Consider the following 22,027-nt stretch of genomic DNA (forward strand, 5'->3'; position numbering starts at 1 on the left):
ATGCCCATGACCCGTTACGCCGCACCCGGTACCGAGGGCGCGCTCATGTCGTACCAGGCCCGCTACGACCACTGGATCGGAGGCGAGTACGTCGCCCCGGCGGGCGGCCGCTACTTCGAGAACCCGAGCCCGGTCGACGGCCGCCCCTTCACCGAGGTCGCCCGCGGCACCGCCGAGGACGTGGAGCGCGCCCTGGACGCGGCGCACGCCGCCGCTCCCGCGTGGGGGCGGACGGCGCCGGCCGAGCGCGCGGCCGTCCTGCTGCGGATCGCGGACCGTATGGAGGGCAACCTGGAGGCGCTCGCCGTCGCCGAGACGTGGGACAACGGCAAGCCCGTCCGGGAGACCCTCGCGGCGGACATCCCGCTCGCGATCGACCACTTCCGCTATTTCGCGGGGGCGCTGCGGGCCCAGGAGGGCGCCCTGAGCGAGATCGACGACGACACCGTCGCGTACCATTTCCACGAGCCGCTCGGCGTCGTCGCGCAGATCATCCCGTGGAACTTCCCGATCCTCATGGCGGTCTGGAAGCTGGCCCCGGCCCTGGCGGCCGGGAACGCCGTGGTCCTCAAGCCGGCCGAACAGACCCCGGCCTCCGTCCACTTCTGGCTGAGCCTCGTCGCCGACCTCCTGCCGCCCGGCGTCCTCAACGTCGTCAACGGCTTCGGCGAGGAAGCCGGCAAGCCGCTCGCCTCCTCACCCCGCGTCGCCAAGATCGCCTTCACCGGCGAGACCTCGACGGGCCGGCTGATCATGGGGTACGCCTCCGAGAACCTCAAGCCGGTCACCCTCGAACTCGGCGGCAAGTCCCCGAACATCTTCTTCGACGACGTCTGGGCCGCCGACGACGACTTCCGCGACAAGGCCCTCGAAGGCTTCACGATGTTCGCGCTCAACCAGGGCGAGGTCTGCACCTGCCCCTCGCGCGCCCTCGTCCAGCGCGGCCACTACGCCGACTTCCTCGAAGCGGCGGTCGCCCGTACGGAACGGATCATCCCCGGCCACCCCCTCGACACCGACACGATGATCGGCGCCCAAGCCTCCGCCGACCAGCTCAAGAAGATCCTCTCCTACCTGGAGATCGGCCAGAACGAGGGCGCGAAGATCCTCACGGGCGGCCAGATCGTCGAGCACGGCGGCGACCTCGCGGGCGGCTACTACGTCCAGCCGACCATCTTCGAGGGCGACAACCGCATGCGCGTCTTCCAGGAGGAGATCTTCGGCCCCGTCGTCGCCGTCACCTCCTTCACCGACTTCGACGACGCGATCCGCACCGCCAACGACACCCTCTACGGACTCGGCGCCGGCGTCTGGACCCGCGACACCAACACCGCCTACCGAGCCGGCCGAGCCATCCAGGCCGGCCGCGTCTGGACCAACTGCTACCACGCCTACCCCGCGCACGCCGCCTTCGGCGGCTACAAACAGTCCGGCATCGGCCGCGAGAACCACCGCATGATGCTCGACCACTACCAGCAGACGAAGAACCTGCTGGTGAGCTACTCGCCGAAGAAGCTCGGGTTCTTCTAGGGGCACGAGAAGAGGCGCCTGACCTGCACTTTCGCCCGTTCGGCGCCTCTCCCTAGCTCTGCGCAGGGAGGGGTCTCATTTACGCCCAAACTCCCGGTTCATCCCACCGGTATCCCACTCCTGACCAGTGCTTCCGGACCAGTCACGGACCAGACTCCGGACTCACCGCACAGGCGCCTGGCCCCGGCTGACGCGGTCCCACTCCTCCATCGACTGCTCGATGAGGCTGTTGGCCTGCTCCCGCACGCCGTCCAGGAACTTGGCGTAGTGCCGGAAGAGGACCTCGATGCTCTGACCCGCGCGGCGAGCGCATTCGGCCGGGTCCACACCGGAGTACAACCAGAGCGAGATGCCTGCGTGCTGAGATCGTCAGGCAGCCGCCTGGTCAGCCCGGAGGTGCCTCTGGGTGTGGGACCGGAGCGCCGTTTCACCGGGAGGAGGCATGCTCGGCGATCTAGTATCGGGTCGTGAGCCATGCCGAGCAGCGCGCCGAAGGCGCGGGACCATTCACCACCCGGGTCACCTGGCCTCTACCTGGTGGCGGGGAAGCGGTCTGGGAGTCGCGCCTCGCGCGGCGCCGCGGACTCCTCGCCGTCCGGGCACCAGGCCCGGAGGCCGGCCACCATGCTCGTGCCGACGAGGTGGCGGTCCGCCGCCTGCGCAGGCTCAACGCCGTAGCCGCAACCGCCTTCGTCATCGGCGGGGCCCTCTTCGCGGCCGCTGCCGGCGTCGCCCAGTTCGGCTCCGGCGACGCCACCGAGATCTCCTCGATCTACTTCGCTGGCGGCCTGTTCTTCAACACCGGCGGCTACACCTCGCTGCTGCAGGTGATCAACGCGCCCCGCCACGTGGTCGGCGGACAGGCACTGGTCACCCACCGCTGGCGGTGGTGGAGCTACGAGCCGACGCGGGTGGACTGGCTGAGCGCCTTCCTCCTGTTCACCGGCACCCTGGTGTTCGGCGTCAACCTGCTGGACTCCTTCCTCCAGGGACTGAACGTCCACCAGATCAACCGACTGATCTGGGTACCCGACCTGGTGGGCTGCGTGCTGTTCCTGGCCTCTGGGCACCTCGCCCTGGCCGAGGTCTGCCACGGCAGGCCCCGCCTGCTCCCGCGCAGCCTCGGCTGGTGGATCGTCGCGGTGAACCAGCTCGGGTCCGTCCTGTTCATGCTCTCGGCCCTCGCCGCGTATACCCGGCCGGCCACCGGCAGCCCGGTCAACATCGACATCGCCAACTGGGGCACCCTCACCGGCGCCCTGTGCTTCTCCGTCGGCGGCGTCCTCCAACTCTTCGAACGCCCGTAGAGCTCCGCCGGCGACCTCAACGCCCCACGCGGTCCCTCGGACACCGCCCTGCTCCGAGAACCGACGCTCCCCCGAAACTACCGGCACTGGCCGACCGACGAGGGACGGCCCTTGGTTCCCTCCGGGATCGCCGGGTTCCGAGCGAAGTTGGCCAGGAACAACGTTGTCAGCACGCCGATCGGAATGAACCCGGCGAGTGCGGTGCCATGACCCGAGGTTGGTGAAGGCGTTCTGCACACCGCCGGCCTCAGCGCCTTTCTCGTCCGGCACCGCGGAGACCGTGGTTGCCCCGAGTTGGGAGGCGAGCACACCCATGCCCAGGCCGATCAGTAGCATCGGAACGATCGCGTGGTCCGCACCTGCCCCATAAACCTTCACGACGCGGGCACCCGCTCGGACACGTCTGCCCCAACGGAGAACGCCCCATCGAAGAACCGCGCGTGAGCAAGGCCGTCCTGCATGACCTGGATGGGTGCGTCTCGCCCTCACGGCAGGACGGTGGACGGGCTGCGATGAGCAGCCGGGACAAGCACGGTGATCTGCTCTGCTGACGGAGGTCAGGCCGGACGAGCCCAGCTGACGGCCTTCCCACCTCTTTCCAGCGCCGCCCGGCGAGCGGGGGCTGCGGCCCGGAGGGCAAGTGTCCGGCCGGTGCCTGGGCTCACTGCCACTGCGGCATCCGGCCGAACCCTCCCCGTCAGGGGCAGGCGCGGGCAGGGTCGTCGTGGACGAGGACACAGACCATCTGGGCGCCGCGCCGGTGATCGGGGTACGTTTTGAGCAGCTCGGCCTTGAAGTCGTTCCACTGGCGCCTGATCTCGGCGGTGGCTCCGGTCGTGGCGTGCCCGAAGTTGTCGCCCGTCTTCGAGCGGGCTGATGCGGCGATGTCCTTGTTCAAGGCGCGATTGTGGCCGCCGCAGTCGGCGGGCTTGACACCGGTGGAGTCGATGTCGGTACTGAGTGTCACCAGGTCCGAGGGACGACTCACCGCCCGCCACGTTCAAGGCGGCCGCAGTTGTGCCGTACCGGTCGCGGCCCTGGCCGACGACCCTCGTCGGCCCTCATGCCGACCGCCCGGATGGATGGCGCCCCACAAGGCGGCGTAGGCGATCTTCGTGCCCCGTGTCCGGCCATCGGCGCGGGCAACCGGGCGCCGACGCTGTCGGCGATCGTCCCGCGCAGGGAGCCGTCGATCGCCGTGACGCACGGTCCATCGCGGTCGGGGTCGGGTGGCCCCGTCCTGGACGACAAGTACCGGGTCATCCAGCGCCGGAACGGTGGTCGAACTGCTCATCGGTCGGCGCGCCGTGTCCGCGATCGTCGCCCGGCAGACGGGTTCGATCATCCGGTCCCTGCACCTTCGGCTGAGAGCCGGCGAGGCGCTCGCGACCACCCGCTCGCTGTTCATCCTGTTGTTCGCGGCGACTTGCTCCTCATGGCAAGGAGTCCGTCCGGCTCCTTCGACAAGTCCTGACCCATACGTGTGGCGCTGCCGCACACACCGTCCTGGACGCTGTCCGCGTGGGACTCGACCGTCCGCGCGCCCCGCACCCCCGGGACGCTACCGGCTCGCCGACGGTGCAGGCCCGATCGGGTGAGCCACCCGACGAGGACCTTGGTCCGCCTGAATGACCATCACTCCACCACCGCACAAAGGCGGTGAGCCCGCCCGGTACAGCGGCCGCCGCGTGGTACCACATCAGGAAAACGCCAGTGGACCGCCGCGATCCCGATGAATGTCGAGCCAAGGAGCTGATACGCATGTCGGCCGACAGACCTGTCGGAGCACCGGGCGAGCTGACGCCAGATCCCTTCGCCATGGTCAGGACCCGCGGTTACGTCGGGCTCCTGGTCATGGCGGCGGCGCTCGGAGTGCCGATCTCGGCAGCCGCGTACGGCTTCCTCGCCCTGGTCAACGAGCTCCAGCCGTGGACCTACACCGACCTGCCCAAGGCGCTGGGCTTCCAGGAAACCCCTCCCTGGTGGCCCCTGCCGCTACTCGCCGTCTCAGGCATGCTGGTCGGAGCGACCATCCGATACCTTCCGGGAATCGGTGGCCACAAGCCCGCCGAGGGGCTGTCGACGACCGGCGCGCCGAAGCCGCGCGAGCTTCCCGGCATCTTCGTCGCCGCCGTGGCCACACTGGCCCTCGGTGCCGTCCTCGGTCCCGAGGCACCGCTCATCGCCCTCGGCAGCGGCACGGCCATCTGGCTCGTACGCCTGCTCAAGCCGGACCTGCCGGAGCGGGCCGGGGCCGTCGTCGGAGCCGCCGGAAGCTTCGCCGCGGTAAGCACCCTGCTCGGGTCACCCCTCACGGGTGCGTTCCTGCTCATGGAGGCTTCGGGAATCGGCGGGCCGATGCTCGGGGTCGTGCTCGTACCTGGCCTGCTCGCCGCCGGCATCGGCTCGCTCGTCTTCACCGGCCTGGACAGCTGGACCGGTCTCGGCACGTACTCGCTGGCGCTTCCGGAGGTCCCGCACGCCAACACGCCCGATGTCGCCGAGTTCGGCTGGGCACTCGTCATCGGACTGGCGGCGGCCCTCGTCGGCACGGGCATCCGGCGGCTCGCCCTCCTGGTACAGCCCCATGTCGAGCGGCGCCGGGTGACCGCCACCGTACTGATGGGCCTGGCGGTCGCGGGGCTCGCCATCGCCTTCGCCGAAGGCACGGGGAAAGCCGCGACCGACGTGCTGTACTCGGGGCAGGCCGCCATGGGCCCGCTGCTCGCGAACAGCGCCGACTACTCCGCCGGTACGTTGACCCTGCTCGTCGCGTGCAAAGGGCTGGCGTACTGCGCCTCACTGAGCGCGTTCAGAGGAGGCCCGATCTTCCCGGCGATGTTCCTGGGGGCGACGGGCGGGATCGCGCTGTCCCACCTTCCTGGGCTGGAGCTCACCCCCGCGTTCGCGATGGGGATCGGAGCCATGTCGGTCACCATGCTCGGGCTCCCGCTGACCTCGGTGCTGTTGGCCACCCTGCTGCTGGGATCGCAGGGCCTCACCGTCATGCCACTCGTCATCGTCACGGTCGTGGTCGCCTATGTCGTGTCAAAACGACTCAACCCGCCACCGGCCGGCGCGTCGCAGGCTCCCGCACACAAGGAACCGACGACGAGGTGACATGCCGTCAAGCGCCGGTTGGCGCAAGCGAGATCCGGTCCGGGACCTACCATGGTTCTTGATCTCGTTGATGGCATCGCGAGGACCAAGGGGCATCCTGGTCCGTTTCCGCTCGGCGCTTTCGTTCTGCTGCTGCCCGCCGAGCGGGGCGTGCGCCACGGGCGTACACAAGAGGGGTGCCTTCACTCGCTTGGCCGCCCGCCTGGTCTTGGTGATCATCGAGGGCGCCCCGTGGTCAGCCGTCGGCCCACCGGTCGGCTTCGTCGACGGCGATGCTCGTCAAGCGGGTGGTGGGCACCAGGCTGATCGCGGAGAGCGAGCACAAGCACCGCCGCGCCAAGGAGCCGTGCGAGCGCAGGACTTCCAACGGATCGACGCAATCCGCAGCGAATACTCAACGTGACCTTCCTGGCACGGATCAGTCCTGCATGACGCGGCTTCGCTCCCCTACTCGGTGTCGCAGTCCTCGGGGCACGGACCGGACGGGCGCCGCCCTCCACGCCGGCCCAGAGTGGGACGGGGAGGTCCGGAACGCAACGCGAGTACCTGGCCCGGACGGAGGACATCCCGATGACCGACGCCACCGAGTCCCTTCGGGTCCGCCCTCATCCGAGCCCACGCGAACGCGCTACCTCCGGAAGGGCCGCCCGCGCCCGGGTGCCTCGGTCGAGCCATGCCGAGCACTCCCCCGCGGCCTACCTGGGCGGCGGCGACTCCTTCGACCGGGCGTTGACCGACTTCGCGGAGAAGTACGCGACCGTGCCGGGCGCCCCGACACGGTCAGGAGTACCAGTCGGCCTCCACCGCCCGCGCCCGTCGGGGCACCTCCCGGGCGAGCATGGGCCTGCGTTCGCCACCCGCGAGCAGGATGCTTGCCGGATCGCCGCCGAGAGCGCCCGGGAGCGTCACCTCGACCTCGATGCCGCGAGGCGGGTCGGTGGGCAGGATTGTGGTCATCACCGCCGTCTGGGCCTGGTGGCCATGGACGCGGGCGGCGGCGACCTGCTTCCCGTCCACGAGGAGCTCCAGCTCCCGCGTCCCGCCCATCCGCAGGCCCACCGTGACCGAGCAGCCTGCGTGCTCGCTATGAAAGTGATACTCGCGGCCCATGGCCGCCTCCCTGAAGCGCCTGGCGACAAATCTCCTTCCCTTCATCGTGGCACTGCCTGATGGCTGCGGCAGCCCTGGATATCGCTCCCGCGGTCGTCACCGTGATCCCCACCCGCTACGCCACCTCTCAACCGACCGCACCACCGTCGCCAAGCACGGGAGGGCGCTGCCGTCGTCCCTCTCGGACAACGACAGCCATCGCGACCAGATCGCCGCGCCTCCCATGGGTCTTCGGCCATCTCCGGGGCCTGCTGCACGAGCCGGCTTCGAGCCTCGCCGGCTCGGAGCGACGACACAGACCCGGTGGTCACTCGTCTTCGCCCTCGGTCAGGTGCTCCATCAGTCGCTCCAGGATCTCCCCTGAGAGAGCCGGCGCCCGCTGCAACCAGTGATCAAGCCACTCCAGGTCCGTCATCATGCCTGGTCAGCCACCTTCCATATCTACGGACTTTTCATCAAACTCTGCCCACAGCGCTACCGTGCTCCCGGCCATCCACGTGTCGGGTTACCCTCCTGCTCTCGCCTCGTACGACGGCCGGCTCCACGCCGTCTACTCGACGCCCGAGAACGCCCTGCGGCACACGACCTGGACCGCGAAGGACGGCTGGGCGGACGGCGAGGACGTGGAAGGTCGTGAGTCGGAGGAAATGCCCGCGCTGCTGGTGTTCAAGGACGGGCCGGCCGGCGGGGAGCGCGAGGCACTGTTGCTGGTCAATCGGGGTGTCGAGCACTACGTGCCGCCCGCTCCGCCCGAGCCCCCCGTGCCGCCGGCCGTGGCCACTGTCGTCAGCCGGGGCACCACCGTGTCCGGTGGCTACCACCGCGACCACAGCGCGGGAGGCTGGTCCCGCATCACGCACCGCGTCTCTCTCACCCCGGCCACCCTGAACAATGGCAACAAGGCCGTCATCGCCACTTGGGAGGCCACGGCCGAGTACGACTGGGGATCCGGCTACTACCCCGAGAACTACGACGCCTCGTACAAGCCGTCCATCAGCCGCGGCACCCTGCGGCTGAAGAAAAAGGGGGACACCACCCCCAGCCACCACAAGGACTTCCGCGGCAGCTTCGACTCCGACGGCCGCTTCCGCCACGACGTCCTCATCCCCGACCTGGACCCCGGTGACTACGAGCTGTACCTGAGCACGAACACCAAGAAGGAAGGCGGCTATTGGCAGAACAGCAAGGCCGCCCTCAGCGAGGGTGAAAAGGACTCCAGCCGCTACACCCGCATCGCCGACTTCAGCCGCGCCACCGTCACCGCCACCGTCTGACCCAGCCTGGACCGTAGGACACCATTCGTGTGCAGCGTGAAGCCCTGGCCTTGCTGAGGCCAGGGGACTGGCCCGATTGCATCCAGGGTTTTGTCGATCAAAGTTCGCTGGCACGCGATCAAGGTTCGATGGCACAGGACACACTGAGGGGCAGCGCGTCGACACACGGCACGTCTGTCGCGTCTCCGGTGATCTGGCCCCTGTCTCGAGTGACTTGGTCCGATTCACCGGTCTCAGAGGATCTGGTTCGCCAGCATGCGGAATGTCCTGTCACCTCGCAGCCGGCGGCTTCCCATTGGGTGCCCTCCGCGCTGCTCGATTCCTACCGCGCGCGGGGGTGACCCCATTGGCCAGCCTCGGGCCCGTCGTGCCCTTCTGGCTGCCCTTTCGACCCTCACAGGGGCCGTGCAGAGGTCCTAATCTCGGACTCCGGGGGCCGAACAGCGACCTGGAGAGCTGGCAAGCATGCACGAGACAAGGACGCCCGCGGTGTCACCGGCAGCTACGGCAGCACCGAGGAAGCAGGCACAGGGCGCGGCCCCGAAGCGCTCCGCCCGACAGGTGCCGCACCCCGCCGTACTCGCCGACCTCCAACGGACGGTGGGCAACGCGGCCGTGACGCGCTGGGTGCAGTGCCAGGGAGATCCCGGGGTCCGGGAGGAGGCGCGGCGGCATGCCACCGATCCCACCGTGCACGGCGAGTGGGGCACTTTCCGCGACATGATGGCTCAGGCGGGCTTCCCCAACGACGTCACGGACGACGCCTGGCAGCTCATCCTCAGTGGCATCGCCGAACAGGGGCAGCTCAACGACGAGGCCATGGCGAAGTACGCCGACCGCCAGGACCAGCGCGACCATCGCGCGTCGAACACCTGGTACCAAGAGCTGGTGAAGCTCATCGCCGACTACCTGGAGATCGACACGCCGACGCTGGCTCTCTGGTCGGGCGGCAGGCAGGTCAGCGACTACGCCCTTGCCAAGGGCCACACCCCCCTGGAGTCCACCCCCTTCGGGGGCGTGGTCGACAAGCTGACCCTGACCTCTGACTGGATGCTCAAGACGCCGATGTGGAACGTCCTGTCCAAAGCCTTCGTGAACCATGCCCGCGGCCCCGTCCACATCTTTCTGCGGGCATACAACCCCGAAAGCGTTCTTATCGCGCAGGAGGTCCCGCAACTGCGCGTGGTCATGGCGCTCAACCCGGCAGTGCAGCTCATCTGGCACCCGGTATACGCCGCGGCCGACGGGAAGCTGATGGAGGTCACCAAGAGCCTTGAGCTGGCCTCCGACACGTCCTACCCCACCCGGGACGAGTGCGTGCGGGTCCTCTACGACTACCTCCGGCTCAACCACGACCCGGCCAACGCCCACTCCCAGCGTGCCCACATGGAGATGAGCGCCCACCTCGCCGCCAACGGCAACCCGCAGTAGCGCTGGCTTCACCGGTCCCTGCAGCGCACGCAACGAGGGGCCGCGATCACGAGCCGCTCGTGTGGGGCAGCGCTGCGAGACCAGGCGGCCGTTCCGCGCCCCGCCCGCCTCACTCGCGGCGTCCGCCTGACCCACAACACGCCACCACAGCCCACACCGCACACACCAACCGCTTTCTCTCCTCAGCGACTGCGACCACGAAATGGCTCAGAGGTGTCCTATCCGGTCGCATTCGGCTGCACTAGCGTCACCTTCCGACACCGATGGGGAGGTCTCGTGCGTGCTCTCGTCTATCTGGGCCCAGGCTCCGCCGAACTGCAGGACAGACCCGCCGCACAGCTCGTGCACGATGACGACGTCGTCGTGGAGATCGTGGGAACGGGAGTCTGCGGAACGGACCGCAAGATCCTGCTCGGGCGGTTCCCGGCCCGGCCGGGCGTCGTGCTCGGACACGAGTCGGTGGGGGTGGTGCGGGAGACCGGGCCGCAGGTGCGTTCGGTCGGGGTGGGGGACCGTGTGGTGGTCAACCCGACGCTGTACTGCGGCTGGTGCGTCCCGTGCCGCCGGGGAGCGACCAACTTCTGCCGTCACAAGCCCGGGACCGAGGTCGGAGTCGACCGGGACGGCACCTACGCGGAGACCGTGACCCTGCCGGAACGCTTCGTCGAACGGGTTCCCGCCGGGCTGCCCTTTCGCAGCGCGGTTCTGATCGAGCCGCTCGCGTGCGTCCTGAGCAATGTCAACGCCGCGTCCGTCACCTTTGACGACACCGTGGTGGTGCTCGGCGCGGGACCGATCGGGATGCTCACCGCACTGGTCGCCGCCCGCCGGGCGCGCCGGGTCACCGTCGTCGAACCGGACGGCTACCGGCTGGAGCAGGCCCGCGAACAGTTCGCCCACGTGGTGGACGTGGCCGGAACGGACCCGGCCGAGGCCGTACTGAAGGCATCGGGCGGCGAGCGTCCCTCCGTCGTCTTCGACACGGCGGGCACGGGCCTGGACGCGGCGCTGCGGCTGATCGACGACGGCGGCCGGGTGGTGGTGATGGGTTTCGACGACACGTACTCCGTGCCGCTGCGCCCGCTCCAGCTCACCAACCGGGGCATCCAGCTGATCGGCGCGGGGGACTACCGGGCTGACGTCTTCCCGGTCGCCGTGGATCTGGCCGCCGAGCTCGGCGGCCCACAGCGGCCCGGCGGCGGCGCCGAGCCGCTCCTGAACCGGCTGGTGACGCACGAGTTCCCGCTGGAGAGGTACGCGGAGGCGTTCACCGCTCTCGGCGGCCTCACACCGGGCGACAGGAATGACAGAGGCGACGGCACCGAAGGACCACCGCGCTACGACGCGCTCAAGGTCGTCATCCGGTCGCACTCCGGTCCGGTCGGCGCCGACGGCTGGCCGGTGGACGCGTGAGCGCGCTGCGGCTCGGCTCGATCGAGTCCGGCGGGTCCAAGTTCGTCTGCCTGGTCGGCTCGGCACCCGACCGGATCGAGGCCGAGATCCGGTTCCCGACCGGCCGGCCGGGCCCCACCCTGTCCCGGGCCATCGCCTTCTTCGAGGAGACGGTCGCCAAGACCGGACCGCTGGACGCGATCGGCATCGCCTCCTTCGGACCCCTCGAACTGCGGCCGGGCCACGCGAAGTTCGGCCACCTAGCCGCTTCCCCCAAGCCCGGCTGGTCCGGGGTGGACGTCGCCGGTCCGGTCGCCGCAGCGCTCGGCGTACCGGTGGGCATCGACACCGACGTCAACGGTGCGGCCCTCGGCGAAGGCCGCTGGGGCGCGGCGCGGGGCTTGGACACGTACGTCTACCTCACCGTCGGCACCGGGATCGGCGGCGGTGCGGTGATCGGCGGCAAGGTGGTCAGCGGCTTGGTCCACACCGAGATGGGCCACCTCGCGGTGCCCCGGATCGCGGGCGACGACTTCCCCGGCTCCTGCCCCTTCCACGGCGACTGCTGGGAGGGGCTGGCGGGCGGCGAGGCGATGGGCGCTCGCTGGGGGGCCCCCGCCGAAGAACTGACCGGTGACGCACTGCGTGAGGCGCTGCGGCTGGAGGTGGCCTACCTGGCCGCAGGGCTGCGCAACATCATCTACACGACCGCACCCCAGCGGATCGTGATCGGCGGCGGCGTCTCGGAGTTCCCCGGTCTCTTCCCGCTGCTCCGTGCCGAACTGACCGTGGCATTGGCCGGATATCCCGGGCTGTCCGAGCACGCGGCCGAGGACTTCGTGGTGCCGGCGCGACTCGGCCGGCTCGCCGGACCGGCGGGTGGACTGGTCTTGGCAGCCGGGGCGGCCGCCGCCGCACGGTCGCGGTCCGGTGCTGGGCCATCGGGGGGGCCGGGCGCATGAAGGTGGCCCCGGACAGGGCAGGCTGGCCGGTGTGACACCCCCGTATCCGGCAGGTCTCCTGGACCCGGCCACCCACGCCTGGCTGATCTCGCACGCCCTGCCCGGGGCCCAGCTGCACCAGGTGGATCCGCTGCCCGGCGGGTTCACCAACGACATGGCCATGCTCACCGTCCAGCGCCCCGACGCGGCGGGCGCGGAGCGCTACGTGCTGCGCCGCTACCGGCCCGACTGCAGCCGTGTCCCGCGCAACACCTGTGCGGTGGAGGTTGCCGTCCTCGGTCAGGCGGCGGCCCGCGTGGTCCCGGTGACCACGGTGGTCGCGGCCGATCCGCAGGGCCGCACCACCGGCCGCCCCACCCTGCTCTACCGGTTCGTGGAGGGGACCCCGCTCAGCCAGGTGCTCGCGGACGGCCCGGCGGGCGACGAAGCGCGGGCCCTGGGACAGGCCGTGGGGGCGGTGCTGGCGCGGATCAGCCGCGTCAGGCTGCCCCGCCCGGGAGTCTTCGGCGACTCGTCGCTGGTGCCGGCCCCGGAGGGCGCGGCCCCGCTGGGTGACCTGCCCGGGTTCGTCGACCGATGCCTGGTCACGGCGGCCCCGGGCGGGCCGCTGAGCGGGACGGACTCGGCCGTACTGCGTGCCCTGGCCCGCCGCGGGCCGCCGGCACTTGCCGCCGTGGCGGGTGAAAGGAGCCTGGTCCACGGTGACTTCAACCCGAAGAACGTCCTGGTTCGACGGTGCGGCGGGCAGTGGGCGGTGGCCGCCGTGCTCGACTGGGAGCTCGCCTTCAGTGGCTCCCCACTCTTCGATGTCGGGAACATGCTGCGCTTCGCCCACGAGTACCCGCCTGCCTTCGCCTCGGGCTTCGTCGACGGCTTCCGGGGCGGGAACGGCCGGCTGCCCGCGGACTGGCTGCGGCTCAGCCGGACGCTGGACCTCTTCGCGCTCGCGGACATCCTCACCGCACCGCCCGACCATGCCTACTTCGCCCGCGCGCGCACCGCGCTACGGCGGTCCGCCGCCGACAGGCACTGATCGGCGCTGAACCCAGCCGCCACCCGTTGTCCCCGCTTTCCCATCCGGCCCATGCGCCGCTCCATTCTCGGGAGGAAACCGCTGTCCGTGCGAATCTCGAAATCTTGCCAATAAGTGTCGGAGGAATGGCCGAGAGGTGATATGAAGCCTTCTTCTCACCATGGGGAATTCCGGTTACTCTGCCTGGGTCGAAGCGAAAGATCCTTGACCTAGGGAGAATTCCGCCGTGGAGATCGGAAGTCCGGAGAACGTCCTGAAGACGCTCACGCCGACCGTTCGCTGCAACGGGACGCCGCCCACGCCCGCCCTGCGTGAAGGGCCGTACTACAAGCCCGACACCCCCTTCAGGACCAGCTTCCGGGGCGATGTGGACGGGGGTGTCCCGATGCTGCTGCACGGTGCGGTGCGCACCCCCGACGGGGAACCGATCGGCGGCACCCTGCTCGACTTCTGGCAGGTCGGGGATGCCGGAGTCTACGACGACGACGGTTTTCGGCTGCGCGGGCACCAGTTCGCGGACACCGCGGGGCGGTGGCGACTGGAGACGGTACTGCCCGCCGTGTACCCGGGGCGGACGCGGCACGTGCACGTGAAGGTGCAGCCGCCCGGCGGAGTCGTCCTGACCACGATGCTGTATTTCCCCGGGGAGCGCCGAAACCACCTCGACAAGTATTTCCGGCCGGAATGTCTCATGGATGTGCGGGAGACGCCCGAGGGCTGGGACGCCGAGTTCACCTTCGTCCTGGACGTATGAACCTGCCTCTGCCCTGAAATCCCGAGGGAACCCTTCATTCCGCTGCCCGGAGATATCGACATTCTCCGTCAGTCGCGTCCACGGACGGAATTCGACAGGAGTCACATGGCCGACCTCATGCGCGCCCAGCACGACGCCCGGAGTGACGTACGAAGCGATGCACTGAGCTACGCACAGAACCACCTGTACTACCCGGTCAGCGCGTATGAGATGGACCACGGCGAGGGCGTCCACCTGTACGACACCGACGGCAACGAGTACCTCGACTGTGCTTCCGGCACCTTCAACCTGAGCCTCGGCTACGGACATCCAGAAGTGGTCAAAGCGATGCGGGACCAGGCTGAACGGCTGGTGCACACCACCTCGACCTTCCAGACCGCGCCCGTCAACGAGCTCGTCCGGCGGCTGGTCGAGGTCACCCCTCCCAACCTGACCAAGGTGCACCTCAAGGTGTCGGGCGGCTCCACCGCGAACGAGGGCGCTGTCAAGATGGCGCAGCTCGCCACCGGCCGCCGCGACGTCGTCACGCTGTTCCGCAGCCACCACGGCCAGACCATGATGACGACCACCATGTCGGGCGAGTCCTTCCGCAAGGCCCCCTTCCCGCATCTGATGCCCGGCGTGCTCCAGGTCCCCGACCCCTACTGCCTGCGCTGCTTCTACCGCCAGGCGGGCCCCGACAGCTGCGGCATGCTCTGCGTCGAGCGCATCAACGACTTCCTCGACCACGCCAGTTCCGGCAGCGTCGCCTGCGTCGTCGTCGAACCGGTCTCCGGCAGCGGCGGCAACATCGTGCCCCCCGACGGCTACCTGGCCGCGCTGCGCGCCCTGTGCGACGAACGGGGCATCGTCCTCATCTTCGACGAGATCCAGACCGGCATAGGCCGGGTCGGCCGGATGTTCGCCGCCGAGCACTACGAGGTCCGGCCCGACATCCTGACCACCGCCAAGGGCCTCGGCGGCTCCGGCGCCCAGGTCGCGGCCATCGTCGCCGACGAGCGGATGTCCGGGCTGGGCAGCGACCACCACTCCTTCACCTACGGCGGCAACGTCCTCGCCGCCGCCGCGGCGGCCACCACCCTCGACGTGATCGGCCGCCCCGGCTTCCTGGAGAACGTCCGGGAGGTCGGCGCCCACGTCATGGAACGGCTGCGCGCGCTCGCCGCCCGCCACCCCGCCGTCGTGGACGTGCGCGGCCTTGGCCTGATGATCGGGATCGAGATCGGCGACGACCAGGGACGCCCGCACAGCGAACGGGCCCAGGCCCTGGCCCGGCGCGGCATGGACCACGGCCTGATCCTGCGTACCTCCCGATACGGCCGGGGTAATGTGATCAAGATCCGCCCGCCGCTGATCCTCACCCGCGCCGAGGCCGATCTGCTCTGTAACCGGCTCGAATCCCTCTTCGCCGCGGAGGCCGCCGCATGACCGGACCCGAGCATGACGGCTCCCCGGGGGCCGCGGCCATGCGGCAGTACGTGACCGGCCTCGCCGGAACGGTCCGTGAGGCCGTACTGGCCGCCCAGCACCGGGCCGGCAGCCGCCTGGTCCGGGGCCACTCGCCCGGCGGGGACGCCCAGTTCGGCCTCGACGACATCGCGGAGGCGGCCACCTGGAAGTACGTCGCCGACCACGATCTGCCCGTCGCCGTCTACTCCGAGGACCGCGGCCTGCAGTACCACGGCACGGATCCTGCCCACCTGTTGGTCGTCGACCCGATCGACGGCACCCGGCCCGCCGTCGCCGGCCTGGAGTCGGCCACCGTCTCGGTCGCCGTCGCCCGCATGTCGCAGCGCCCACGCATCGCCGACGTCGAGCACGCGATTCTGATGGAGCTGCGTACGGGCGCCTACCTCTACGGGGACCGGGTGACGCCCGGCATCACGGCGCACGGCTACGACCATCCCGTCCCGGCGCTGACCCGCACCACCGACCCCGCGCGCATGCTCTGGTCGCTGGAATTCAACGGCCACCCGGCCCGCCTGATGACCGAGGCGTACGGCCACCTCGTCGACCGCTCGGCCAACACCGGCGGGGTCTTCGTCTTCAACAGCGCGACCTGGTCCATCTCCCGGGTGCTCACAGGCCAGCTCGACGCCTACGTCGACATCGGCAACCGGCTGCTGCGCGACGATCCGGCGCTGCTGCCCGAGTTCGAACGCGTCGGGAACGGCCGGGTCCTGCACCTGTTCCCGTACGACATCGCGGCGGCCGTCTTCCTCGCCGAGCGTGCCGGGGCGGTCATCACCGACGGTTACGGGAAACCGCTCGGCGACACCGTCCTGACCGACCTGAGCATCGCCAACCAGCGTTCCTGCGTGGCCGCTTCCACCCCCGAACTCCACCGGGCCCTGCTGTCGACCATCCGCTGGAAGGAGTGACCTCCATGTGCCCCCCGAACATCCCGCCCGCCCGGGCGGTCACCGCGACAGCGGACGACACCGAGTTCCGGACCCTGCTCGACCGGCTCTCCGACAAGGCCACCGCGGACTACTACAACCCCTTCACCACCTTCGACTGGCCGGCCTCGATCCCCACCGACGAACTCTGGATGTCCCCCGAACTGCTCTCCGTCCACGGCACCGAGCTGATGGACGAGCTGAGCCCCACCCAGCTCCAGGCCCTGAGCCGGTGGGAGAGCGTCAACTTCTACAGCCTCAACGTGCACGGCATCCGCGAACTGCTCATCGAGGTCACCCGGCGCGTCCACACGACCGGCTTCGAGCTCCCCTCCGAGTTCTTCCACCACTTCATCGGTGAGGAGAACGACCACATGTGGTTCTTCGCCACCTTCTGCCTCAAGTACGCCGGCAAGATCTACCCCGACAAGTCGCTCAAGCTGCCCGAGCCCCCACGCGACCCGGACGTCGAGAACTTCCTGGTCTTCGCCCGGATCCTGATCTTCGAGCAGATCGTGGACCACTACAACGTCCAGCTGGCCGCCGACCCCCGCCTGCACCCGACCGTCCGGCACATCAACCGGCTGCACCACCAGGACGAGTCCCGGCACATAGCCTTCGGCTGCCGCCTGGTGCACCTGCTGTGGAAGCGGCTCCTCGACCGCGGCCTGGACGAGGCGGCCCGGCACGAACTGCGCAGCTATCTCGGCCGCTACCTCACCACCGGCATCGAGTCCTTCTACAACCCGGCCGTCTACCGCGACGCCGGACTCCCGGACGGCTTCGCGCTGCGCCGGCGGCTGCTCACCGACCCCGCCCGGCAGGCCGCCCACGCCAAGGTCCTGCACAAGACGACCGGCTTCCTCCACCGGATCGGGGTGCTCGATGCCCATCACTGACCCCGCGGCCACGGGGGAGACCCGGACCACCTGGTCGGTCCGGGACGGACTGGCCACCCTCGACGAACCCGCCGTCCTGCTGAAGGACGCGCTCGACGCGGTGTTCACCCGCTGGGGCACCGAGGCCGGCGCCCGGCGGCAGAGCTACCCACCGCTACTCCGGGCCGAAGACCTGCGAGACCTCGACTACTTCCGCAACTTCCCGCACCTGGGCAGCCCGGTCACCCGCATCCGCCCCGACCGGCTGGCCGCCGGCGCCGCGGCCCCGCCCGGAACCACCGCAGTGCCCGCGGCCGACCTGGCCGACGCCACCCACCTGCTGCCCTCAGCAGCCTGCTACGGCTGCCTCCTGCACCTCTCCGGCACCAGTGCCGACACCCCCGTCCTGATCACCACCCTCGCGCAGTGCTTCCGCAACGAGGACCACCACGACGGGCTGCGCCGGCTTTGGGGGTTCACCATGCGGGAGATCGTGTGCGTCGGCTCCGCCGAAGCCGTACGGGCCCACCTCGACCGGCACCAGGAGCGGATCGCCGCCTTCGGCACGGCACTCGGCCTCACCCTGGACCGGCAGCCCGCCACCGACCCGTTCTTCGAGAAGGACGGCTCCCGCGCCGTCCTGCAGATGCTCGCCCCGGTCAAGGACGAGTACCTGCACACCGACGGCACCGCCGTGTCCTCCACCAACAACCACCGCAACTTCTTCGGCGAGCGCCGTGCCATCCGCCACGCGGGCCGCCCGGCCTTCACCGGCTGCGTCGCCTTCGGCCTGGAGCGATGGGTGCACGCCCTGGGGGACCGCTTCGAAGGGGATCTGGTCGCCGCGCACCGCGCGGTACGGCGGACGGGTGAGCGCTCGTGACCCGGCTGGCCGCCCGGCTCGGCCTCGTACTGCCGCTGCTGCAAGCCGGGATGGGCGCCGTCGCCGGGCCCGGGCTGTGCGCCGCGGTGTCCCAAGCCGGAGCGGGCGGCACCCTCGCGCTGTACAAGGAACCACCCGCGCGGGCCGCCCGGCTGGTGCGGGAGGTGACGGCCGCCACCACCCGCCCGTTCGGAGTGAACGTGGTCCCCGAGGTCACCGGACCGGCCGCCTGCCTGGACCAGCTCCGGGCCGTCCTGCCGGAACTGCCCCCGGGCGCCTTCGTCACCTCCTTCGGGCTGCCCGACGCCGACGCGGCCCGGACCGTCCAGGCCGCCGGGCACCCGCTCGTGGTCCAGGTCGGCACCCTCGCGGACGCCGGCACCGCCCTCGGACAGGGTGCGGCCGTCCTGGTCCTCCAGGGCACCGAAGCCGGCGGCCACCTGCTCGGCCGGCTGCCCGTGGACCTCCTGCTGACCGCCGTCCGGGCCCGCTACCCGCACGCCGTACTGGCCGTGGCGGGCGGGATCGCCACCGGACGGGACCTCGCGGACGCCGTGGCCCGAGGCGCGGACGGGGCCATGGCCGGAACCCTGTTCGTCCCGGCCGGAGAATCCACCGCGCACCCGGAGTTCAAACGGCGAGTGGTCGAGGCCGAGGCCGACGACACCCTCGTCACCTCCCTGTTCGACATCGGCTGGCCGCACCGCCCGCACCGCGTCCTGCGCAATCCCCTCACCGACACCGCGAAACGCGCCCCGGCCACCTTCATCGCCACCACGCAGGTGGACGGGCGGGAGTACCCGGTACCGCGCTACAGCGCGGCGGCTCCGGGTGACGGCACCACCGGCCGCGTCGAGGAGATGGCCATGTACTGCGGCCGCTCCTGCGCCCGCGTCACCGCCCGGCACCCGGCCGCCGTCACCGTCGCCCGGCTCAGCCGGGAGTACGAGAACGCCCGCGGGCCCCACGCCGCCTCCCCCGGCTCCGCGAACGCCACCACCGTGCGCACGAGCCGCTTCCCCCGGCCGAACCGGATCCAGGAGAGGGACCCATGGACGACGTGATCAAGCCGGTCGTGGACTGGCTGCGCGAACGCAACCCCACCGTCGAAGAGATCCCGGAGGACCTCGACCTGATCGAGAGCCGGCTGATCGACTCGCTCGGCTTCATGGAGTTCATCCTCCTCCTGGAGGACCTGATCGGGCGGGAACTACAGATCGACCGGATCGACGTGGACCAGTTCCGCACGCTTCGTTCCCTCAAGGACACCTTCCTGAAAGGGTGAACCGCCCATGGCGCAGGACCCGCTGCCCGGACCCGCCCGGATCACCTCCCTGCACCTCGCCGCCCGCGTCGGCGAGCCCACCTTCCACGTCACGCAGGCCCACGCGGTGGCGGGCCGCGGCCTGGCAGGAGACCGTAACTATTGGGCGGGCGAAGGCCCCAGGCCACGGCGCCGGGGAGCCGGCCGGGCGTCCGGTGTCTGCGACGTCACCCTCATCGAGGCCGAGGCCCTCGACGCCCTGGCCCGCGAACACGGCATCACGCTCACCCCCGCCGAGTGCCGCCGCAACCTCGTCTGCCGAGACATCCGGCTCAACCCTCTGGTGGACCGGGAGTTCCGGATCGGCACGGTGATCCTGCGCGGTCTCAAACTCAGCGAACCCTGCGCCCGCCTCGAACACCTGGTGCGCCCCGGCCTGATACGCGGCCTGCTGCACCGAGGCGGGCTGCGGGCCGAGGTGATCCGCGGCGGAACGATCCGGGTGGGCGACCGAATCCTCCCGCTCGCCGGCCCGGCAACCGTGCCCGACGGAACACCACACATCACAAGCCCCCATGCCCGCGTATCCGGATGACTCGCCCGCGCGCAGGGCGACCAGCCCGGCCGTGGCCCTGCAGACAGGAAGACAAACATGGCGATCGAAGGCGCCGCCCCCGGGCGGAAGGACGGCACAGCGCCACACGGCGCAGCACCCGATTTCGGCGCGGACGCCCCCTCGGCCAAGGCCGTGGAGCGCGCGGAGGACTCGGCCAAGGAGCTCGCCGCGGCGGGGACGGCCGTCTCCGTCCGCCCCCTGGAGTGGGGCTTCGCCCTCCGCCTCGACCGACGGGCCGCCGCCCGCCTCGCGGACCTCGACAGCACCGGGCCCGTCGACGGCTTCCGCGACCTGGTGTCGGAGGTGCTCGCCGGATCCCTTCCCGCGGGTGTCGCCGGAGCCGTCGACACGGCGCTGACCGGCCGCGCCGAACAGATCAGGTCGGCCGCCCGGGGCACCGGCTGCGAGCTGCTCTCACCATGGTCCGTGCCCACCCTCCTCGCCCCCATGGCCCTCGACGCGCCGCCTCGCGAGACCGGCCTCTGGTTCAGCGTGTTCGCACCGGGCACGGGCTGGGGAACCGACGCCCAGTTCACCGCCCCCTACGCCTCCGAAACCCCCGCCCTGGCCGTCTTCCGCGATGACCTGTACTGCGTCTACCAGGGCCGGGGCGACAATCCCGACCTGTGGTGGACCGCGCACCGCGCGGACGGCAGCCGGACCGAGGACCAGCCGTTTCCCGCCCACCACACCCTGGGCAGCCCGGCCCTGGCCGTGTTCCGGGACCGCCTGTACTGCGCGCACCGCGGCGGCTCGGGCGACTGGGGCATCGCGCTGACCTCCTACGACAGCGGTAGCTGGACGCCGGACCGGCCGGTCCCGCACGCCGAGAGCGTCTACGGCCCGGCGCTGGCCGTCTTCCGCGGAGCCCTCCACCTCGCCTACGCCGACGCCGCCCAACGGATCATGGTCACCACCAGCCCGGACGGCCACCACTGGACAACCCCCGAACCCGTCCCCGGGTGCGCCACCACGAGGTCCCCGGCACTCGCCGTGTATGACGGCGCCCTTCACCTGCTCAACGGCAACCCCAAGGAAGGGGCCATCCACTGGAGCCGGCTGCGCGACACCGGCTGGACCCCCGAGGGCGCGCTGCCGGGGCACCGTACGCGGAGCAACATCGGCCTCGCCGTCTTCGACGGCAAACTGATGTGCGTCCACCGCGACCCCGCGCGCCAGCAGCTGTGGTGGTCCGCCTTCGACGGCACCGGATGGAGCACGGACACCGAGATGCCCGGGCACCACAGCAAGTACGGTCCGGCACTGGCCGTGCACCGGGACCCGACCGGCACCCACGACCAACTCCTGTGCGTCCACCGGGGCCACGCCCAGCGCTTCGTCACCGCGGCAGGGGAGGTACAGAGCGACGAGGACCCGGCTGGGCTGCACGAACTCGACGACCCGGGCTCCGTCGCCGACTGAGACCGGCCCCTCACGACGGCCGGGGCACGTCGACCGCGCCCCGGCCAGCCGCCCGGCCCTGCACCCGTCACTCGCGCCGCGTCGTAAGCGCCCCGGTGTCGCTCCAGCTCGTCGGCGCCCCGCAGGTCTCCAACTCCCTCGCCGCCGCAGCCGTCGCCCGCGAGGCCGGCCTGAGCGTCGCCGACATCGCGGACCTCCTCTCCGCCGCGACCCCGCAGTCCCGTTGGTGTATGGAGGTCACCACCCGCACGGACGGCGTCACCATCGTCAACGACGCCTACAACGCCAACCCCGACTCCATGCGCTCCTCCCTGGAGGCCCTCGCCTCCTGGCCCGAGGCCATGCCCAGCGCGCCATCGCCATCCTGGGCCGGATGAACGAGCTCGGCCCCGAGTCCCGTGCCGCGCACACCACGGATACACCAACTACATGCGCGACTACGAGGTCATCGTCTACGCGACGGCGGATCCCCGTACCGGCATCAAGCCCTCCCACGTGCGGTATCTCTTCCGGTACTGCGTCGAGGCCCGATGCGAGACCTCAGTGCCGGCTGAGACGGGACTGTAAATCGTTCGGTGTAACTCCCGATCATGGAGGATGCATCGATGACCAGTGAGAACGTGGCCGAGGCCCAGATAGGCGAGGCGGTAGA

At 70.5% G+C, this 22,027-nt stretch carries 22 protein-coding genes; 19 read left to right on the top strand and 3 right to left on the bottom strand.

Annotation, left to right across the window (positions count from 1 at the left end; genetic code table 11):
- The first annotated feature begins 6 nt into the window (after nt 1-6).
- A complete protein-coding gene (locus tag ACFVZH_RS09100) occupies nt 7-1,530 on the top strand; it encodes an aldehyde dehydrogenase family protein (RefSeq protein WP_384894828.1) in 1,524 nt (507 codons plus the stop codon).
- 162 nt (nt 1,531-1,692) lie between these two features.
- Here the strand turns inward: ACFVZH_RS09100 and ACFVZH_RS09105 are convergent, their stop codons facing one another.
- The gene (locus tag ACFVZH_RS09105; RefSeq protein WP_384894830.1) at nt 1,693-1,869 is read right to left on the bottom strand and encodes an integrase; all 177 of its coding nucleotides are present in this window, start codon (nt 1,867-1,869) and stop codon (nt 1,693-1,695) included.
- A gap of 128 nt (nt 1,870-1,997) precedes the next feature.
- Between ACFVZH_RS09105 and ACFVZH_RS09110 the strand changes: the two genes are divergently transcribed.
- Nucleotides 1,998-2,837 carry a hypothetical protein gene (locus ACFVZH_RS09110; protein WP_384894832.1) on the top strand — a complete coding sequence of 280 codons (840 nt, stop codon included), beginning with the start codon at nt 1,998-2,000 and terminating at the stop codon, nt 2,835-2,837.
- 697 nt (nt 2,838-3,534) lie between these two features.
- Here ACFVZH_RS09110 and ACFVZH_RS09115 read toward each other — a convergent pair.
- The gene (locus tag ACFVZH_RS09115) at nt 3,535-3,804 is read right to left on the bottom strand and encodes a hypothetical protein (RefSeq protein ID WP_384894833.1); all 270 of its coding nucleotides are present in this window, start codon (nt 3,802-3,804) and stop codon (nt 3,535-3,537) included.
- Between the two features lie 794 nt (nt 3,805-4,598).
- On the opposite strand from ACFVZH_RS09115, the gene ACFVZH_RS09120 reads away from it, so the two are divergent.
- Complete coding sequence (locus tag ACFVZH_RS09120; RefSeq protein ID WP_384894835.1) at nt 4,599-5,957, top strand: chloride channel protein; 1,359 nt, start codon at nt 4,599-4,601, stop codon at nt 5,955-5,957.
- Between the two features lie 780 nt (nt 5,958-6,737).
- Here ACFVZH_RS09120 and ACFVZH_RS09125 read toward each other — a convergent pair.
- Complete coding sequence (locus ACFVZH_RS09125; RefSeq protein ID WP_384894837.1) at nt 6,738-7,067, bottom strand: hypothetical protein; 330 nt, start codon at nt 7,065-7,067, stop codon at nt 6,738-6,740.
- Nucleotides 7,068-7,546: 479 nt separating this feature from the next.
- On the opposite strand from ACFVZH_RS09125, the gene ACFVZH_RS09130 reads away from it, so the two are divergent.
- From ACFVZH_RS09130 to ACFVZH_RS09205, 16 genes are all read left to right on the top strand, one after another.
- A complete protein-coding gene (locus ACFVZH_RS09130; protein ID WP_384894839.1) occupies nt 7,547-8,341 on the top strand; it encodes a hypothetical protein in 795 nt (264 codons plus the stop codon).
- A 489-nt stretch (nt 8,342-8,830) separates the two neighbouring features.
- The gene (locus tag ACFVZH_RS09135; RefSeq protein WP_384894841.1) at nt 8,831-9,772 is read left to right on the top strand and encodes a hypothetical protein; all 942 of its coding nucleotides are present in this window, start codon (nt 8,831-8,833) and stop codon (nt 9,770-9,772) included.
- A 276-nt stretch (nt 9,773-10,048) separates the two neighbouring features.
- Nucleotides 10,049-11,185: a zinc-binding dehydrogenase gene (locus tag ACFVZH_RS09140; RefSeq protein ID WP_384894843.1), complete on the top strand. Its 1,137-nt coding sequence runs from the start codon at nt 10,049-10,051 to the stop codon at nt 11,183-11,185.
- Complete coding sequence (locus tag ACFVZH_RS09145) at nt 11,182-12,126, top strand: ROK family protein (RefSeq protein ID WP_384894845.1); 945 nt, start codon at nt 11,182-11,184, stop codon at nt 12,124-12,126. The genes ACFVZH_RS09140 and ACFVZH_RS09145 overlap by 4 nt, the downstream gene beginning before the upstream one ends.
- A 31-nt stretch (nt 12,127-12,157) precedes the next feature.
- Nucleotides 12,158-13,159 carry a phosphotransferase family protein gene (locus ACFVZH_RS09150; protein WP_384894847.1) on the top strand — a complete coding sequence of 334 codons (1,002 nt, stop codon included), beginning with the start codon at nt 12,158-12,160 and terminating at the stop codon, nt 13,157-13,159.
- Between the two features lie 226 nt (nt 13,160-13,385).
- Nucleotides 13,386-13,913: a dioxygenase gene (locus ACFVZH_RS09155; protein WP_384894849.1), complete on the top strand. Its 528-nt coding sequence runs from the start codon at nt 13,386-13,388 to the stop codon at nt 13,911-13,913.
- A 105-nt stretch (nt 13,914-14,018) separates the two neighbouring features.
- Entirely contained in the window at nt 14,019-15,341 is a 1,323-nt protein-coding gene (locus ACFVZH_RS09160; protein ID WP_384894851.1) for an aspartate aminotransferase family protein, read from the top strand.
- Complete coding sequence (locus tag ACFVZH_RS09165) at nt 15,338-16,294, top strand: inositol monophosphatase family protein (RefSeq protein WP_384894853.1); 957 nt, start codon at nt 15,338-15,340, stop codon at nt 16,292-16,294. Before ACFVZH_RS09160 ends, ACFVZH_RS09165 begins: the two co-directional genes overlap by 4 nt.
- A 5-nt stretch (nt 16,295-16,299) precedes the next feature.
- A complete protein-coding gene (locus ACFVZH_RS09170) occupies nt 16,300-17,211 on the top strand; it encodes a diiron oxygenase (RefSeq protein WP_384894855.1) in 912 nt (303 codons plus the stop codon).
- Nucleotides 17,198-18,073 (top strand): hypothetical protein, encoded by an 876-nt coding sequence (locus tag ACFVZH_RS09175; RefSeq protein WP_384894857.1) that lies wholly within the window; start codon nt 17,198-17,200, stop codon nt 18,071-18,073. The genes ACFVZH_RS09170 and ACFVZH_RS09175 overlap by 14 nt, the downstream gene beginning before the upstream one ends.
- Nucleotides 18,070-19,137 carry an NAD(P)H-dependent flavin oxidoreductase gene (locus tag ACFVZH_RS09180; RefSeq protein ID WP_384894859.1) on the top strand — a complete coding sequence of 356 codons (1,068 nt, stop codon included), beginning with the start codon at nt 18,070-18,072 and terminating at the stop codon, nt 19,135-19,137. The genes ACFVZH_RS09175 and ACFVZH_RS09180 overlap by 4 nt, the downstream gene beginning before the upstream one ends.
- Complete coding sequence (locus ACFVZH_RS09185) at nt 19,125-19,358, top strand: acyl carrier protein (protein ID WP_384894861.1); 234 nt, start codon at nt 19,125-19,127, stop codon at nt 19,356-19,358. Before ACFVZH_RS09180 ends, ACFVZH_RS09185 begins: the two co-directional genes overlap by 13 nt.
- A 7-nt stretch (nt 19,359-19,365) precedes the next feature.
- Nucleotides 19,366-19,932, top strand: coding sequence for an MOSC domain-containing protein (locus ACFVZH_RS09190; protein ID WP_384894863.1), 567 nt, complete (start codon nt 19,366-19,368; stop codon nt 19,930-19,932).
- 57 nt (nt 19,933-19,989) lie between these two features.
- Nucleotides 19,990-21,375: a hypothetical protein gene (locus ACFVZH_RS09195; RefSeq protein WP_384894865.1), complete on the top strand. Its 1,386-nt coding sequence runs from the start codon at nt 19,990-19,992 to the stop codon at nt 21,373-21,375.
- A gap of 95 nt (nt 21,376-21,470) precedes the next feature.
- Nucleotides 21,471-21,752, top strand: coding sequence for a hypothetical protein (locus tag ACFVZH_RS09200; protein WP_384894867.1), 282 nt, complete (start codon nt 21,471-21,473; stop codon nt 21,750-21,752).
- Nucleotides 21,753-21,804: 52 nt separating this feature from the next.
- Entirely contained in the window at nt 21,805-21,942 is a 138-nt protein-coding gene (locus ACFVZH_RS09205) for a hypothetical protein (protein WP_384894869.1), read from the top strand.
- Nucleotides 21,943-22,027 lie beyond the last annotated feature (85 nt).

The sequence above is a fragment of the Streptomyces sp. NPDC059534 genome (genome assembly GCF_042743475.1).
In the GTDB taxonomy this organism is placed as follows: domain Bacteria; phylum Actinomycetota; class Actinomycetes; order Streptomycetales; family Streptomycetaceae; genus Streptomyces.